This window comes from Parasphingorhabdus sp. SCSIO 66989 (assembly GCF_032852305.1).
In the GTDB taxonomy this organism is placed as follows: domain Bacteria; phylum Pseudomonadota; class Alphaproteobacteria; order Sphingomonadales; family Sphingomonadaceae; genus Alterisphingorhabdus; species Alterisphingorhabdus coralli.
In genome coordinates this window covers 242,604-257,786 of record NZ_CP136594.1, presented here as the reverse complement: position 1 = coordinate 257,786, position 15,183 = coordinate 242,604, and the positions used below count along the sequence as shown (strand labels likewise).

Annotated in this window: 13 protein-coding genes and 1 pseudogene; 5 read left to right on the top strand and 9 right to left on the bottom strand. The window is 55.7% G+C overall.

What is annotated here, in order from left to right; translation table 11 throughout:
* Window position 1: 1 nt before the first annotated feature.
* Genes RB602_RS01225 through RB602_RS01210 form a run of 4 tightly spaced genes read right to left on the bottom strand, consistent with a single transcriptional unit; the run spans window position 2 to window position 3,908 of the window.
* A complete protein-coding gene (locus RB602_RS01225) occupies window positions 2–1,429 on the bottom strand; it encodes an aldehyde dehydrogenase family protein (RefSeq protein ID WP_317082204.1) in 1,428 nt (475 codons plus the stop codon).
* A complete protein-coding gene (locus RB602_RS01220) occupies window positions 1,429–2,385 on the bottom strand; it encodes a polysaccharide deacetylase family protein (RefSeq protein ID WP_317082203.1) in 957 nt (318 codons plus the stop codon). The genes RB602_RS01225 and RB602_RS01220 overlap by 1 nt, the downstream gene beginning before the upstream one ends.
* Entirely contained in the window at window positions 2,339–3,214 is an 876-nt protein-coding gene (locus RB602_RS01215) for a polysaccharide deacetylase family protein (protein ID WP_317082201.1), read from the bottom strand. Before RB602_RS01215 ends, RB602_RS01220 begins: the two co-directional genes overlap by 47 nt.
* Window positions 3,215–3,227: 13 nt before the next feature.
* A complete protein-coding gene (locus tag RB602_RS01210) occupies window positions 3,228–3,908 on the bottom strand; it encodes an isochorismatase family protein (protein WP_317082199.1) in 681 nt (226 codons plus the stop codon).
* 93 nt (window positions 3,909–4,001) lie between these two features.
* On the opposite strand from RB602_RS01210, the gene RB602_RS01205 reads away from it, so the two are divergent.
* The 5 genes from RB602_RS01205 to RB602_RS01185 are packed head-to-tail and all read left to right on the top strand — an operon-like array spanning window position 4,002 to window position 9,481.
* Window positions 4,002–5,375 carry an alpha/beta fold hydrolase gene (locus RB602_RS01205; protein WP_317082196.1) on the top strand — a complete coding sequence of 458 codons (1,374 nt, stop codon included), beginning with the start codon at window positions 4,002–4,004 and terminating at the stop codon, window positions 5,373–5,375.
* Window positions 5,372–6,751, top strand: coding sequence for a 3-isopropylmalate dehydratase large subunit (locus tag RB602_RS01200; protein ID WP_317082194.1), 1,380 nt, complete (start codon window positions 5,372–5,374; stop codon window positions 6,749–6,751). Before RB602_RS01205 ends, RB602_RS01200 begins: the two co-directional genes overlap by 4 nt.
* Complete coding sequence (gene leuD / locus RB602_RS01195; RefSeq protein WP_317082192.1) at window positions 6,751–7,368, top strand: 3-isopropylmalate dehydratase small subunit; 618 nt, start codon at window positions 6,751–6,753, stop codon at window positions 7,366–7,368. The genes RB602_RS01200 and leuD overlap by 1 nt, the downstream gene beginning before the upstream one ends.
* Window positions 7,365–8,297 carry a hydroxymethylglutaryl-CoA lyase gene (locus RB602_RS01190; protein WP_317082191.1) on the top strand — a complete coding sequence of 311 codons (933 nt, stop codon included), beginning with the start codon at window positions 7,365–7,367 and terminating at the stop codon, window positions 8,295–8,297. The genes leuD and RB602_RS01190 overlap by 4 nt, the downstream gene beginning before the upstream one ends.
* The gene (locus RB602_RS01185; protein ID WP_317082189.1) at window positions 8,294–9,481 is read left to right on the top strand and encodes a CaiB/BaiF CoA transferase family protein; all 1,188 of its coding nucleotides are present in this window, start codon (window positions 8,294–8,296) and stop codon (window positions 9,479–9,481) included. The genes RB602_RS01190 and RB602_RS01185 overlap by 4 nt, the downstream gene beginning before the upstream one ends.
* A gap of 130 nt (window positions 9,482–9,611) precedes the next feature.
* Here the strand turns inward: RB602_RS01185 and RB602_RS01180 are convergent.
* From RB602_RS01180 to RB602_RS01160, 5 genes and pseudogenes are all read right to left on the bottom strand, one after another.
* A pseudogene (locus RB602_RS01180) lies at window positions 9,612–9,878 on the bottom strand (transposase); the annotation flags it as partial.
* A gap of 346 nt (window positions 9,879–10,224) precedes the next feature.
* Window positions 10,225–11,167 (bottom strand): IS630 family transposase gene (locus RB602_RS01175; RefSeq protein ID WP_317080531.1). Its coding sequence is split into 2 segments (ribosomal slippage): window positions 10,225–10,830 and window positions 10,832–11,167, totalling 942 coding nucleotides; the frame shifts between segments, so codons are not numbered across the junction.
* Window positions 11,168–11,269: 102 nt separating this feature from the next.
* On the bottom strand, window positions 11,270–12,160 hold the full coding sequence (locus tag RB602_RS01170; RefSeq protein WP_317082187.1) for a hypothetical protein: 891 nt from the start codon (window positions 12,158–12,160) through the stop codon (window positions 11,270–11,272).
* Between the two features lie 183 nt (window positions 12,161–12,343).
* Window positions 12,344–12,724, bottom strand: a complete 381-nt coding sequence (locus tag RB602_RS01165) for a DUF427 domain-containing protein (RefSeq protein ID WP_317082185.1) — start codon at window positions 12,722–12,724, stop codon at window positions 12,344–12,346.
* A 63-nt stretch (window positions 12,725–12,787) separates the two neighbouring features.
* Window positions 12,788–15,160, bottom strand: a complete 2,373-nt coding sequence (locus tag RB602_RS01160) for a TonB-dependent receptor (RefSeq protein ID WP_317082183.1) — start codon at window positions 15,158–15,160, stop codon at window positions 12,788–12,790.
* Between the last annotated feature and the right edge of the window lie 23 nt (window positions 15,161–15,183).

Below are 15,183 nucleotides of genomic sequence, written 5' to 3'. Positions count from 1 at the left end.
TTCAGGAGAGCTTTTCTTCGGAAAAATCGGAAATACGCGCCGCCGGTCCGGACTGCCGGATCAGCGCCTTCTTCCGGAAAAACCGCATCAGGCCGCTATCGCCCATTCGCGATGGGCCAATGCCGCTATAACCAAAGCTCGATTTTTCCGCTTCCCAGACCATGGATGTCAGCGAAGCATCGTTGATCGATACCGCGCCGACATTGAGTCTGGCAGCCACACTTTCTGCTTCCTCGGCGGTTGCGGCAATCACCGCTGCGGACAAGCCAAATTCACCGCTATTGGCAAGCGCAATGGCCTCATCGATCGAGTTAAAGGTCTGCACCGGGATCACCGGACCAAAATTCTCTTCCGCGATAATCGCCATTTGCTCGCGCACATTGGTCAAGACTGTGGGCCGCAGATATAGTCCGCCATCGAGAGTCTCGACCTTACCGCCTGCGAGCACCTTGGCACCCTGTGACACTGCATCATCAATTTGCGATTGCGCAATTTCCGCCTGTCTTGCAAAGATAAACGGGCCGATATCGCCCTTGTTGATATCAGGATGATTCAACCGGGCCTCTTGTGCCAGACTGACCAGCTTCTCCAGAAACGACTCTGCAATCTCGCTGGCGACATAAACCCGCTCTATCGACTGGCAGGCCTGACCGGTATTCACTATTGATCCGCGCAGCGCTGTTGCGGCTGCCTGTTCCATGTCGGCCGAGGCCAGCACAATCAGCGGATCCTTGCCGCCGAGTTCCAAGCTGGCCGGGATAAAGGCCCGCGCAGCCGCTTCCCCGACTTTGCGGCCTGTTGTAACCGATCCGGTGAAGCAAACAAAATCGACCTGATCGATCATCGCCGCCCCGGTGGGACCATCGCCTTCAATGATCGAAAGCACTGCCGCCAAATCGGGCACTGTGCCGACGGCTTCCATCAACGGGCGGATGAAGCGCGGGGTCACTTCCGAAGGTTTGATCAAGACGGCAGAGCCCGCCAGCAATGCAGGCACGGCGTCAATCAAAGCCAGCGTCATCGGGAAGTTCCACGGGCTGATAACACCAACCAATGGATAGGGCGAAAGACGCGTCGATGTCGAGATCGTCGGGTGCGATGTCGGCTCGCCCTGGCGCTGGGCATTGGCGATCATTTCCGGGGCCATATTGGCCCAACGCCGGATATGGCCTGCTGCGCCGAACACCTCCATTTTCGAGATGCCACTGCGCCCGGTATCGGTGGTGAGGGCTGGAATCAGTGCCCCTGCCGCCGCCCCTTCAATAGCATCGGCAAAAAGCAGCATGATATCGGCGCGTTGCTGCGGCGTTTTGGCGCCCCATTCCAGCTGCGCTGATCGCAAGCGACTGACTTCATCGGCTATGGCCACCTGGTCAAGCGGGGCAATCTCATAGTCGAATTCGCCAGTGCGGGGGTTACGGACTTGCATTATGCCCGCTGCCACGCATCGTGTATCGCGTCGCCTCTGGCAAAGCCGATGGCGCTGTTCGCCGCGAGCTGCGTGACAAGCTCTTCAAAGCGGGCAATGCGATAGGGCAGGCCGGTAATATAGGGCGTGAGATGCATCGGCAGCATCCTGCCGCCGTGCTGATCCGCCTCCTGCAGCAACCAGTCGGCAGCATCATGGATGGACTGGGTATAGCTGTCTATCGATTGTTGCTGAACGTTGATGATCTGACGGTCGGAAAGCTCATGGTTGAGCGGAATATTGACAATGTCCCCCGCGCTGGTGGTGAAGATATAGGGCAGCTCATCATTCACCCAGTCGCACATATAGTCGACGCCGGCTTCGGCCAGCAGGCGTGCCGTGTTGAAGCTTTGCGAACGGGCAATGGAGAGCCATCCGCGCGGCCGAGTGCCGGTGGTTTTTTCCAGCGTGTAGAGCGACGACCGGATGAGCTCCCGCTCACGCGCTTCATCCATGCCACTGGCAATTGTGCCGTTCATATCGGTCGAATGGGCGATGATTTCATGCCCGGCATCGACAATATCCTTAACTAGCTCAGGATAGCGCTCGCCAATCGCGCTGTTCACCGCGACAGATATCGTCGCGCCAACTTTCTCAAACGCATCGAGCAAGCGATAGATACCGATACGGGTGCCATATTCGCGGGCAGTATAATGACGATAATCGGGATAGGCGGTCTGCATATGACCCGGCGCCCGGAACGGATCATCATTCGGGACCATCGGGAAATATTCCAGACTGATCACCGGCCAGACCATCAGCGTCTTGCCGCCCGGCCATTGCACCGGATCGCGATCCGGGAATTTGCTGTACGGATAATAGTCATGATCCATGCCGCGACGGCGCATGGGATATTTCAGATAATCAGCATCAAGCGACATTTTGACCTCGATAGGCGTCAACAATCTCTCCGGCACGGGCAATCCAGGCGCGGCCATCATTGGCGATATGGTCCAGCACCTTTTCAAACGGCCCGATGCGATGCGGCTGACCGATAAGATAGCTATGCAGCGGAATGCACATCACCGTACCGCTCCTCTCGCCTTCTTCGGCCAGACGATCATATTGCCGGATCAGCGTCTCGGCATATTCGCGCGGCGACATATTGTAGATGAAGAAGCCATAATGGTCATTGACCTCAAGGCTATAGGGAACGGCGGTGAGTTTGCCGGATTTCACCTTTATGTCGGTTGGCTGGTCATCATGGTAAAGGTCGCAAGTATAATCCAAGCCATATTCCGCAATCAGATCGAGCGTGCGCGGCGTATGTGTGAGCGCCGGGGCCAGCCAGCCACGGATGCGTTGGCCGGTGGTGCGCTCTACCGTCTCGATAGAGTCTTCAATGATGGCGCGCTCCTGCGCTTCATTCATGCCATAGCTGTACCGGGTATTGTAAATGCCATGGCTGAAAAACTCCCATCCCCGCTGTGCGCCATCCTGCACCACTTCCGGGATATGATCGCACAAAGCAACAGAAAGACTGACCGAACCGGGAAAGCCATATTTCGACATCATCTCGGCCATGCGCCAATGCGAAACCCGGTTGGCATGGTCGCGATGACTATAGCCGACAATATCCGGATGCGGCTTGGGCCAGCTCCTGCGGTGTGGATTCACCGCCGGATCGAGTTCGTAAAACTCTAAATTGGGTGCAATCCATACTGCACATGTCTTGCCATCCGGCCATTTCAGCGGCGGGCGATTGCGATAAGGCGCATAGTCATAAAGCTTGGGGTCAGGAGTCATGAACGGCTCACCATCATCGTGCTTCGAGCCAGTCGATCACCGTCTGTACCGGCTCGACATCGGCATATTTGAGCTGGAGGTCAGTAAGGTTGGCGAAATGATAGCTTTCATGCTTGTCCGCACATGTCTCAATCGGCACGATGGTACGATAGCCATGGCTGAGTGCATCAACGGCCGTAGCCCGGACACAGCCTGAGGTGGAACCTCCGGTAACCACCACCGTATCGACTTTGTGCCAGACGAGATAGCTCGCCAGAGGGGTCTCGAAGAAAGCCGACGGCATGCGCTTGGTATATTGCAGATCATCATCTTCAACCTCACAGCGCGGATCAAGCGCATGGCGCTCGCTGTCATATTTGATGTTCTGCAGCGAGTCTTCGGTATCAGTCCGCGTACCCCAGACACCCGCATCGCCTGCATCCCCCTTATAGGCAACCCGGGACCAGATGACCGGCATGTTCCGCGATCTCGCCAGGGCCGATATGCGGTTGATATAGTCGATCTGCTTGGGGTCGGTTTCATAGGCGGTCTTGAACATGTCGGTCCGGGTATAGGCCTGCTGGACATCGACATTCACAATCGCCAGCTTCTCGCCAAAGCCGAATTTCTTGCGCGCCGGGTTGCTGATGACTTCTTCAAAAATCTCTTTTGCTGTGCGGCCATCGCTGACCATCTTGGTGTCGACCAGTGCCATTTTCTCTCCTCTTGGCGGATTCGAAAAATCACAATAATCACCAAAAAAGACTTGTCGAGCCAAATTTGTCCGGACAAATAGAGTCGGAAGCACATGATGATGACACGCCATTTCATTGATGTCGGCCAAGGCACTGAAACCCGCAGGATGCATTTTCGCAAAGCGGGATCCGGGCCTGCCTTGCTGATGCTGCATCAAAGCCCGCGCAGCTCAAAGGAATTTGAGACGCTGATGCGGCAATGGGGCGAGCACTTCACCTGTATCGCTATGGATATCCCCGGCTTCGGCCAGTCCGAAGCAGTGCCCGATGGAGATATTGGCGCTTTTGCTGATGCGACCATCGGCTTTCTTGATGCACTGGGCATAGAAAAATGCGCCGCCTACGGCTTTCACTCTGGCGGCATGATATTGGTAACCGCGCTCAAGCGGCATCCTGAGCGTTTCTCAACGCTGGCGATTGGCGGCTATGCGGTGTGGACCGAGGAGGAGAAGGATCTGTTTGGTGAACAATATCTCCCGCCCTTCCACCCGCAACCCTATGGCGAACATCTGCAATGGTTGTGGAATCGGATACTGGAACAAAGCTGGTTTTTCCCTTGGTTCGCAGCCGATAAAGACCATCGTCTGAGCGTTGCCCATGATGATCCGGAGGTTGTGGATGTAATAGCGCGTGAAATGCTCGAGGCAGGCGATAGCTATAGGGCGGGTTATGGAGCCGTGTTGAACGCACCGCGTGATCTCCCGGCATCCGATGCCGAAGTTCCGCCATGCCTGATTAGCGCTTATGATGGCGATCCTTTACAGACGCATTTTGATCGGCTCGGAACACTGCCCAAAGGCTGGGCCACACAAAAAGTCAAAACCCCTGCAGAGCATCAGTCCGTAAGCCTTGAACATCTGCTGAAGTCGGAGACGCCAACAATTGAAGCGATCACAGAAGCCGATGAAGAGGGGGTCTGCCCTATTGAAGCTGCCGGTTTTGACGGTTTGATCCACTGGAAAGGCAATCGCCAAAGCGGTCTTTTGCGGCTTCATGCTCCCGGCTTTGATCTAAACAGTGTTGATCATGGCCAATCGTTAGCGATTGATCTTCCCGGCCATGGATTGTCCGATGACTGGCAGGGTGAGGCGCCGACCGACTGGGCAGACTGGCTGTCGGTTCTGAATGCCGTGGCGGATGCATTGGGCACTAGCGATATCACCTATGCCGTGCCACCAGCCGGAGATGTGGATCAGCTCTATCCCGACCTTTCTCCTGATCGTTTTGGTTGTCATCTCAACAAGGCATGGCAGATTGTCCGAGCGCGGCATATGTTCCGGCCATGGTATGAAGCCAATGTGGCCCATGCGATTGATTTTGATGCTGCCGATATTGCGCCGGACAAGCTGGCAAAAGACCATCTTGCCCTGCTCAATGCGCGCGCGGCCAAGGCTTATCATACCGCTCTGCTCGGGAGGCAGATATGAAGCAGCCAGCGTCTCTCTTCGACAGACTCTGGGACGGTCACGAGATCGCCAGGCTCGGCAGTGGCAGCGCGCTGATCGCGATTGACCGGATATTCCTGCACGAACGAACCGGTGCGGCTGCTCTACGGTCGCTGGCTGAAGCAGGAAGAGAGGTAGTCGATCCGAACCGTGTCTTCGCGGTGGCCGACCATATTGTCGACACCCGACCCGGGCGCACTGACCAGACCCTGATGCCCGGTGGGCAGGCATTTATCAGCGAAACACGCGCTGCGGCCAAAGCGGCGGGAATACGGTTCTTTGACGTTAATGATCCCGATCAGGGAATCGTCCATGTCATCTCGCCGGAATTGGGTATCATCTTGCCAGGCTGCACCCTGATTGCACCCGACAGCCATACCTGCACCCAGGGTGCATTTGGTGCGCTCGCATGGGGCATTGGCTCATCAGAGGCCGAGCATGCGATGGCCGCGGGCACATTGCGATTGAAGAAACCCAAATCGATGCGCGTCAGCTTTAGCGGCTCACTGGCGCAAGGCGTAACGCCGAAAGACATGATCATCCAACTGATCGCGTTACATGGTGCTGCAGGAGGCAAGGGCCATGCTGTCGAGTTTGCCGGTGATGCGGTGATGGCGCTGGATATGGAAGGCCGGATGACGCTGTGCAATATGGCGACCGAATTTTCCGCCATGTCCGGCTTTATTGCGCCGGATGAAAAGACGTTCGCCTATCTCAAAGGGCGGCAATATGCGCCGACAAGCGATCTTTGGGATCAGGCACTGGCACAATGGCAATCGCTGAAAAGCGATGACGGGGCGGTTTTCGATTCAGAGATCGTGCTTGATGCCAATGCCATAGCACCAATGGTCAGCTGGGGGACGAGCCCGGAAAGCAGCGTCAGGATAGAAGGCCGCGTTCCTGATAATGCAGGCGTGCGTGCGCTGGAATATATGGCCCTTGATAAAGGCCAAGCCCTGCAAGGCCTGAAGATCGATGCGGCCTTTATCGGCAGTTGTACCAATAGCCGCCTCTCCGATCTGCGCCGCGCTTCACATATGCTCAAGGGCAAAAAGATAGCCCCTGGCATCAAGGCTATCTGCGTTCCCGGGTCATCGCGTGTTAAACGCGCAGCCGAGGCCGAAGGCATTGACAAGATATTTGTCGAAGCCGGATTTGAATGGCGCGAAAGCGGGTGTTCCATGTGTTTTTACGCTGGGGGTGAGAGCTTTGCCGCCAATTCGCGGGTGATCTCTACAACCAACCGCAATTTTGAGAGCCGCCAGGGCCCCAATGTGAAAACCCATATTGCCAGTCCGGAGACGGTTGTGGCGAGCGCGATCCATGGTGCCATTTCCGATCCGAGAAAGTTTAGCTGATGCCCGAACCTTTCACCCGGCTTACCTCACTCCCCATGCCGCTGATTCGCGACAATGTGGATACTGACCAGATCATCCCTTCCCGCGAGATGAAGAGCACCGGCAAGACTGGCCTCGCCGATGGCCTGTTTGCCGGGTGGCGCTATACTCAGATCGGTGGGCGCGAGGCTGACCCCGCTTTTGTCATGAACCAGCCTGAATATGCACAGAGTCAGATCATATTGGGGGGCAGCAATTTTGGTTGCGGTTCCAGCCGGGAACATGCCGTCTGGGCGCTGGCCGAATATGGCTTCAGGGCGATACTTGCCCCCAGTTTTGCGCCCATCTTTGCCGGAAATTGTGTGCGTAACGGTATTTTGCCGGTTGTTCTGGACGCTGAAACAATCGCTATTCTGGCCAAAGCCGATGCACCGCTGACCATCGATCTGACGGAAAACAGTGTGCGATCAGAAGACGATGGCCTTTGGCATTTCGAGATAGACGATGAAGCACGCGCCATGCTGCTCGAAGGCCTTGATGCCATCGATCTCAGCATGAAACGGCTGGATGACATACAGGCATGGCAACAGGCTGATCGCACGCAAAGGCCTTGGATATATCTTGGAGAGAGACTGTGACGCAAACCATCCTTATCAGCGAGGTAGGCCCACGGGACGGCCTGCAGAGCATTAATATGGTCATGCCGACCGAGGCGAAAAAGGCCTGGATCAAAGCCGAAGTGGAAGCCGGTGTCAGCGAAATTGAAGTGGGCAGCTTTGTGCCGCCAAAATTGCTGCCGCAAATGGCGGATACGGCGGAGATAGTCGCTTATGCCAAAACCTTGCCCGGGCTGGACGTTGTCGCGCTGATCCCGAACCTTAAAGGCGCTGAACGTGCAATTGCCGCCGGTGTCGACAAAATGTCCATCCCATTCTCCATGTCAGAGACGCACTCCATCAAAAATGTGCGCAAGGATCATGCCGCGATGGTTTCCGAAATCCGCGCTATAGCAGAATTGGTAGCGGCCCAGCCTAAAGCCAGCCGTCCGCATTTTGAGGTCGGCCTGTCGACGGCATTTGGCTGTACAATAGAAGGGCCGGTAGCCGAAGATCAGGTGGTGCGGCTTGCTGAAGCAACGATAGAGGCAGGCGCGGCGGAAGTCGGGCTTTCCGACACGACCGGCTATGCCAATCCACAGCAGGTCAGGCGGCTTGTGCGCAAGGTAAAAGCCGCGATTGGCGATGCACTGCTTAACACCTTGCATCTCCATAATACCCGTGGGCTTGGATTAGCCAATGTGGTGGCCGGTCTCGAAGAAGGCATCTCCACCTTTGACGCCTCGCTCTGCGGTCTTGGCGGCTGCCCTTTCGCGCCCGGCGCATCGGGCAATATTGTGACCGAGGATCTGGTCTTCATGCTGGAGGCGATGGGGTTGGAAACCGGCATCGATGTGGAGAAACTGCTACAGGTGCGCGAGATTTTGCGGCAGGCGCTACCAGATGAACCTTTATACGGCTTTACCCCCGATGCCGGCCTGCCGCTGGGCTTTGAAAGGGCAGCGGCATGAGCGAAGCGCACAACAATCCGACGCCGCTTGCCGGGCTCAAGGTGATAGAGTTTACTCATATGGTCATGGGTCCAGCCGTGGGTGCCATCCTGGGAGCTTTGGGGGCAGAAGTTATTCGTGTTGAACCCATAGGCGGTGACCGCACTCGTACTCTGGTGGGGTCAGGCTCGGGTTATTTTCCGATGTATAACCGGCACAAAAAGAGCATCTGCATCAACCTGAAAAGTGAGCAAGGTATTGAAGTTGCGAAGAAGCTGATCGTGAACGCCGATATCTTGGTAGAGAATTTCCGCCCCGGCGCGCTGGATCGGCTGGGGCTGGATTATGAGAGCCTGTCTCAAGATAATCAGCGTCTTATCTATTGCTCGGAAAAAGGCTTTCTCCCCGGACCTTATGAGAACCGCACCGCACTCGATGAAGTGGCGCAGATGATGGGCGGCTTGGCCTATATGACCGGTCCACCCGGCAAACCATTGCGCGCTGGTTCGAGCGTTATTGATGTGACCGGCGGCATGTTTGGTGTGATCGGCATCCTTGCCGCAGTAGAAGAACGCCACCGCACCGGCAGGGGGCAGCTGGTCCAGAGTTCATTGTTTGAAACCACCGTCTATCTGATCGGGCAGCATATGGCGCAGATGGCGGTGACCGGAAAAGCGGCTGCACCGATGCCGGCGCGGATATCGGCATGGGCCATTTACGACGTCTTCGAAACCCGAGATGACCCAGTTTTCATCGGCGTGGTGACCGATGCCCTTTGGGAGAAATTCTGCAACCTGTTTGCGCTTGATGACCTATGGGCCGATGAAAGCATCCGCGAAAACAATGCCCGTGTGGCGGCGCGTGATCGCATCATGCCGCAGATCCGCGAGCTCATTGCGCAATATTCGCGTGATGAACTGATCGCCAAGCTCGAAGGCAGCGGCTTGCCCTTTGCTCCCATTGCGCGGCCAGAGGATATGTTTGCTGACCCGCATCTCAACGCCAGTGCTGGGTTGGAGCGCGTCACACTCCCGGATGGAAAGGCAGTCATGCTGCCATCGCTACCTATAGCCATGGGAGGCCAAAGGCCGACCCAAGAATCTACCCTACCCGCTCCCGGATCAAACAGCCGTACTATCTTGGCAGCACTGGACTACTCCGAGGCTATGATTGAGGATTTGATGGGTAGCAAAGCGGTTTTGTAAGGGCAGGAGAAGGCGTTTCAATTCGGCTGCTTTGTTCCGACTTATAATTCGAGCCTGTCGATCTAGAGTGTGTCACGTTGATATTGAAACATAGCCAGAGTTTTTGGGGTATTTTGCGCATTCGTCGGGTTGGAAGGAAGAAGAGCTTGGCATCTGCGCTGCGTGTTGCCTTGCGCACGGCATGCTCCTTGTGACGGCCAAAATTGTCCATGATGACCACATCACTGGGTGAAAAAGTGGCTGCGAGGAACTGCTCGACATAAGCGGTAAAGCTTATGCCATTGATCGAGCCATCGAGTACACAAGGGGCATCGATGCGGCCATGGCGCAGGCCGGTCAGGAAGGTGAGCGTGCGCCATTTGCCGAACGGAGCTTTGGCCAGCAGCTTTTCACCACGGCGCGACCAGCGCACTGCGCTCGATACACTCACCCCGACGTTGCTACTATTCCCGGCGGGATCGGTCTGACAACACCGCACCTGCAACACGCTCTGGCAAATCCAATGAATATGCCTTCGCCATAGCTGCTGGCCTCCTTGCCCAACCAACAGCTTGAATCACATCTCAAAGCAAATGGAAATCTCAAATCGATTCAATCAGTCAGGGACAGACTCTAACCTCGACATTGCGGCGATAACAGCCACCAAGAGTACATTTCCCGATCGCTGGCGGTAATCGCCAGAGTACTCAAAGAGACCAGAGCGGCTTATGGCGGCGCTCCTAGTCCCCTAGACTCTTTTTCATTTAGATTGAAGCATATCCTGAGTTTCTGAGATAGTTGGCGCATTCTTGCGGAGAGAAGGTATCGAGCAGTTTCCCGATGCGCTGCCATGTTGCTTCGACGGATCGCTCTTTGGCTTTACGCAACAGGGTTTTCAGCTTGGCAAAGGCCTGTTCGATAGGGTTGAGGTCTGGACTGTAGGGTGGGAGGAAGAACAGTCTGGCACCTACACTGCGGATTGCCCTGCGCACGGCCTGTCCCTTGTGGCTACCCAGATTGTCCATGATGACGATGTCACCAGGTGAGAGTGTAGGCACAAGGAACTGCTCGACATAAGCAGTAAAGAGTTGGCCGTTAATTGGCCCGTCAATGACGCATGGCGCATCGATGCGATCATGGCGCAGAGCGGCAAGGAATGTCAGTGTACGCCAACTGCCGAAGGGCGCACGAGGGATCAGCTTGCTGCCGCGCGGTGCCCAGCCGCGTAGCGGTGTCATGTTGGTCTTGGTCCAGGTCTCGTCGATGAAGACGAGGCGCTTGGGATCAAGTCGGCCTTGATATTTCTTCCATTGTGCCCGCCGCCGCGCCACTTTTGGCCGCAGTTGCTCGATGGCGAAGAGACTTTTTTTTGAAGCTGAGACCGGCCGAACGAACCATCCGCCAAACCGAAGCCGGGCTGGTGACGATGCCGCGCTCGGACAGTTCTGCCGTCAGTTGGTAAAGGGTCAGATCAGGCTGAGCCTGCAACCGCTCGATGATAAACGACCGGTGCGGCTCAAGCTGACGCTTGCGATAACCACCCATGCGCCGGGCAGCAGCGCTACCCTCCCGGCGACGGCGCTGTGACCACTTCACCACACTGGCCACACTCACACCAAACAAATCAGCAACCTCTCGGCAGCTGCGTCCCGAAACCACCGCAGCAGCTGCGCGCTCTCGTAGATCGTCAGAATAAGCTCGTGCCATAACTGCTGGCCTCCTTGCCCAGCCAGCAGCTTGAATCACAAATATCGAAAAAAGGGAATCCCCAGATTCAATCTAAATGAAAAAGACTCTAGACTCAATGTTCTAGCTCTGTTTGTCTATGAGACGTTGTGAAACACCAATGTATGTAGGCGGATTCAGGTCACCCCGCGGATCAGTGAAGCCCCCAGCAGGGAATGCGATTGATTTAACCGGTTCCGTCCGGTCGAGACATAGCTTGTGATTATTGTCGCCGTCACCGGTGTCTGCCAAATGCATCGGAGCAATCGTCTCTTCAGAACCATCTTCCTGTCTAATGGTCACGCGATAGAGTTTGCGTTCTTGATCATCGGCGGCGTTCCCATCGGGCTTGGTAATACCGCCTTCCCATGTCACGCGAAGCACCTGCGCAGTACCTTCCGGGCAGCCACTGCCGCCGCCAAATGGGATCCCGGTTGCTGCCTTGCCAAGCTCCCATTGGCCTTGCGGGACCTTTTCTGCCAAAACCAAGCTGGGGCCATCTTCCAGTGGCGTCACAGCCACTTGAGCGCCCTTGAAGGTCACGCTTTGATCGAGCGAAATGATATCGCCTGTTATCTCCACTGACACAGGTGGATCACTCTCGCTGCCGAACTGACCCGCAAGCAGAACAGTCCGGAGTTCGCCAGGGTCATCTGCAGGTGCCAAAGTTAAACAGGTGACTTCGCCCAGCTTTCCAGACCGCCTTTTGATCGCAAAATCGCCGGGTTCAAGCGTGTTAAGACCAACCTCATGCGAAAAAATGACCGGCATACCATCTTTGCCCCCCGCTCCGTCGCAGACGGCCCAATCGGCAATTCGGGGTAGCCCCTCATCAAGACCAAAGAACGCAGATAGCAGTTGCGCCGTGCGACCCGCCGGATCGACTTTTGCTGTTACATCGACTTCTGTAGTGTCGGCTTGGCTGTAGCGATCAAGTGTCCGTTCAAAGGTCAGAGCATAAAACAGGTTCTGCACCTGCCGCGATTGGCCCGCCGCAGTAAGGCCGGCGCCCAATAGCAAGATGATAAGGCCGAGAAAGATCTTTCGTCTTGAAACCAATGGGCTACCCTCCATGCATATATCTCTGATCCTCGGCTTGAACAGCAGGCGTTTGCTGCACTTTAGCGCAAACACGCTTAGGATGAGGCTCCGATTTCTTCAACGGTCACTTCGTCTGGATAGAAAGCGACAAGCCCGTTTGATAGCGGCGGCAAAGTCAAAGGCCTTTGTGTACGTCCACACAATCGGTTCACCCGTTGCATCGACCGAGTAGTAGTTCGCATCGCCTTTGAGTGGGCAGTGCGTGGTTTTCCCTTCTATTAGCCTTAATGGAGCGATCACATCTTCTTTGGGGAGGTAGAGCACGGGATCGATCGGACCCTTTGCGACCTCGGTGATACGCAACGCGTTGTTGCTCTTCGCAATCAGCTTGCCCCTGCGATGCACGCGAATCTTGCGTGTCACAGGCTTGGCATGCATGAAATGTTCAGACGGCAGCGGAGTGCCAACGGTTTCGGTTTTCAGGTCCGAACCAGACATTCCACTGCCATCCAAATCGAGATATTCGGCAAAACACCGCCAAAGATGGCCGAATTCCGCCCCTCAATAACGCCAGGACAGCCGCACCATCAGTTCACGCGGCGCGTTCGGCGCGACGAAGGTGCTTGGTCCGGCCTGTAGCCCCCATGCGAGCGAATAGGCCTCGGTGAGGTTTCTGCCGATAAATGCTACCGAGAAATCATCATTGGGCGATCTGAAGGTGATATTCGCGTTGAGGGTGGCGAAGTCATCCTGCTCGAGCACGGGTACATATTCCAGCTCGGTAAAATAGCCGCTCGAATAGTTAACATCACCGCGGGCGAAGACATCCCATTCGCCGAGAAAGTCGACATGCTCATATTGAACGAACGCGCCGCCCTTCCATTCAGGGGCGAAGATCAGCGGCAGTCCGGCATAGTTACACAAGGGTGTACCGGTTACCGGGTCGGGTTCCAAAGTGCCGCCAGCGGGCGGGCAATCTTCCGATGCACCCGGGAAATCGTCATAGCTGGCATTGGTATAGGCGATATTCCCGCCAATGGTCCAATTGTCGGAGAGCGACCAGTTGGCGTCAAACTCGACACCCCAACTGGTTGCCTCTGCGGCATTGAGAACCTGGAAGGTGTTGGTGAACTGGTTGGGCACAGCACGCGCCACCTGCAGGTCTTCGATCAGCATATAAAATACCGCCAAATTGGTCTGCAGCGCGCCGCCGAACCAGCTACTCTTGGCACCGACCTCAAATGCGGTGTTGAGCTCATCGTTAAACTCGCTGATCTCGAACTGCCCTTGGTCATTCAGCTCCGGTCGATCGGAGAAACCACCGGTCTTATGTCCCTGAGATACCGATGCGAACAGCATATGATCGGAATTGGGTTCAAATCGTACCGTAAATGACGGGGTGAAGCGGTTTTCGTCGCGGCTCAAAGAGTCGACAAAATCTCCTGCAACCTGCCCTGCGGTTGCGCGTTCGGCTGCCGGGTTTGCGCCATAGGCACCCTGGCGCCTGAAGAAGGTAAAGTCCTTTTCCTCATAGGACCAGCGACCGCCAAGAATGGCCGACCATCTGTCGGCAAAACGCCAGCGGAACTGGCCAAATACGGCGATAGTCTCTGTGTCCTGTGTCCAGTCTTCGATTAAAGAGTTGACGGGACCGCCACCAAAGAAGGTTGCGACGTCGGTGTCGTCATATTGCAGACGGACAACTTCACTATTCTCATAATAGGCGCCGATGATGAAATCATAGCTGTCAAACTCTTCCGAGGTCAGGCGTATCTCCTGGGTAAAGCCTTCATATTCCTCGTCCCGCGTCGCGCGCAGGCCGCCACCCGCGACGCCACCTTCGAGCGCGACGAAACGGTGCAGGAATTCAACCGTCTGAAAACCGGTGATTGAGGTGATGGTACCGAAACCCGGGATTTCCTGATTGATGCCCAATGTGACGTTGAACGTGTCCTGATTGCGTTCCGGACAGAATGTCTGGCCGCCCAACAGGGCAGTACAATCATAGTCGCTCATCCAGTCGCGATCATAGCTGAAATCAGGCGAGAAGCGCTGAAAGAAACTCTCCGGAACCGGTTGCCCTGCAAGAGGCCCGCCTGGGAAATTCGCGCTTGTGACCTCAGATGGCGTCTGGCCTTCCTCATCAAAGGTGAAATATTCCAGCTTGAGATCAACGGTGGTGTTAACGCCTGCGTCCCATTGCAGCTTGCCACGCACGGCAACGTCCTCGCGCGTTCCGCCATCAGGGCCAGGAAGCCGGTTTTCAATATAGCCATCGCGATCACGGTAAAATGCCGAAACCCGGCCTCTCAGATTGTCGGTCAACGGACCGGAAAGATAGGCTTCATAGCCATAGGTTCCGCCCACTGTGCTGAAATCACTGGCAAAGGCGCTGATGCCCGCTTCAAAGGAACTTGTTGGATCCTGAGTGTTGAGAATAACCGCGCCGGCAATGGTGTTTTTACCGAACAATGTGCCCTGCGGTCCGCGCAGGACTTCGACATTGCCGACATCGAAAAGCGGGTGCAGATTGATCGCCGCACGGCCGATATAGATATCATCGACAAACCGGCCGACCGATTGCTCGACTGAGTGGGTTGTACCCGAACCGATGCCGCGAATGTAGAGATTGGGCAGAATGCTTGAGTCGGAAAACTCGAAATTGGGCACATAAAGCGAGATATCCGCAATATCGATCGAGCCGGTATTGGCTATCAGTTCGGCATCGACAGAGGCCACAGAAACAGGGACATCCTGAATACTTTCCGCACGTCTGGTCGCGGTGACAACAACAACATTCTCATCGGGTTCCTGTTCAGCCGCTTGGGGCTCGTTTGCATCAACCTGCGCCAATGCGACACCATTGATGAACGGTATCAGGCAGACGCCGATCCCCATATTGCGCAAATATATCCTTGTTTTTGACTTAGCCATTATCCCTCTCCGTTGACTTTTTA

What these genes read in the sequence shown, in the direction of transcription:
- RB602_RS01205 (WP_317082196.1), top strand. Translation starts at nt 4,002, where the DNA reads ATGATGATGACACGCCATTTCATTGATGTCGGCCAAGGCACTGAAACC.
- RB602_RS01185 (WP_317082189.1), top strand. Translation starts at nt 8,294, where the DNA reads ATGAGCGAAGCGCACAACAATCCGACGCCGCTTGCCGGGCTCAAGGTG.
- leuD (WP_317082192.1), top strand. Translation starts at nt 6,751, where the DNA reads ATGCCCGAACCTTTCACCCGGCTTACCTCACTCCCCATGCCGCTGATT.
- RB602_RS01210 (WP_317082199.1), bottom strand. Translation starts at nt 3,908, where the DNA reads ATGGCACTGGTCGACACCAAGATGGTCAGCGATGGCCGCACAGCAAAA.
- RB602_RS01225 (WP_317082204.1), bottom strand. Translation starts at nt 1,429, where the DNA reads ATGCAAGTCCGTAACCCCCGCACTGGCGAATTCGACTATGAGATTGCC.
- RB602_RS01200 (WP_317082194.1), top strand. Translation starts at nt 5,372, where the DNA reads ATGAAGCAGCCAGCGTCTCTCTTCGACAGACTCTGGGACGGTCACGAG.
- RB602_RS01165 (WP_317082185.1), bottom strand. Translation starts at nt 12,724, where the DNA reads ATGTCTGGTTCGGACCTGAAAACCGAAACCGTTGGCACTCCGCTGCCG.
- RB602_RS01215 (WP_317082201.1), bottom strand. Translation starts at nt 3,214, where the DNA reads ATGACTCCTGACCCCAAGCTTTATGACTATGCGCCTTATCGCAATCGC.
- RB602_RS01160 (WP_317082183.1), bottom strand. Translation starts at nt 15,160, where the DNA reads ATGGCTAAGTCAAAAACAAGGATATATTTGCGCAATATGGGGATCGGC.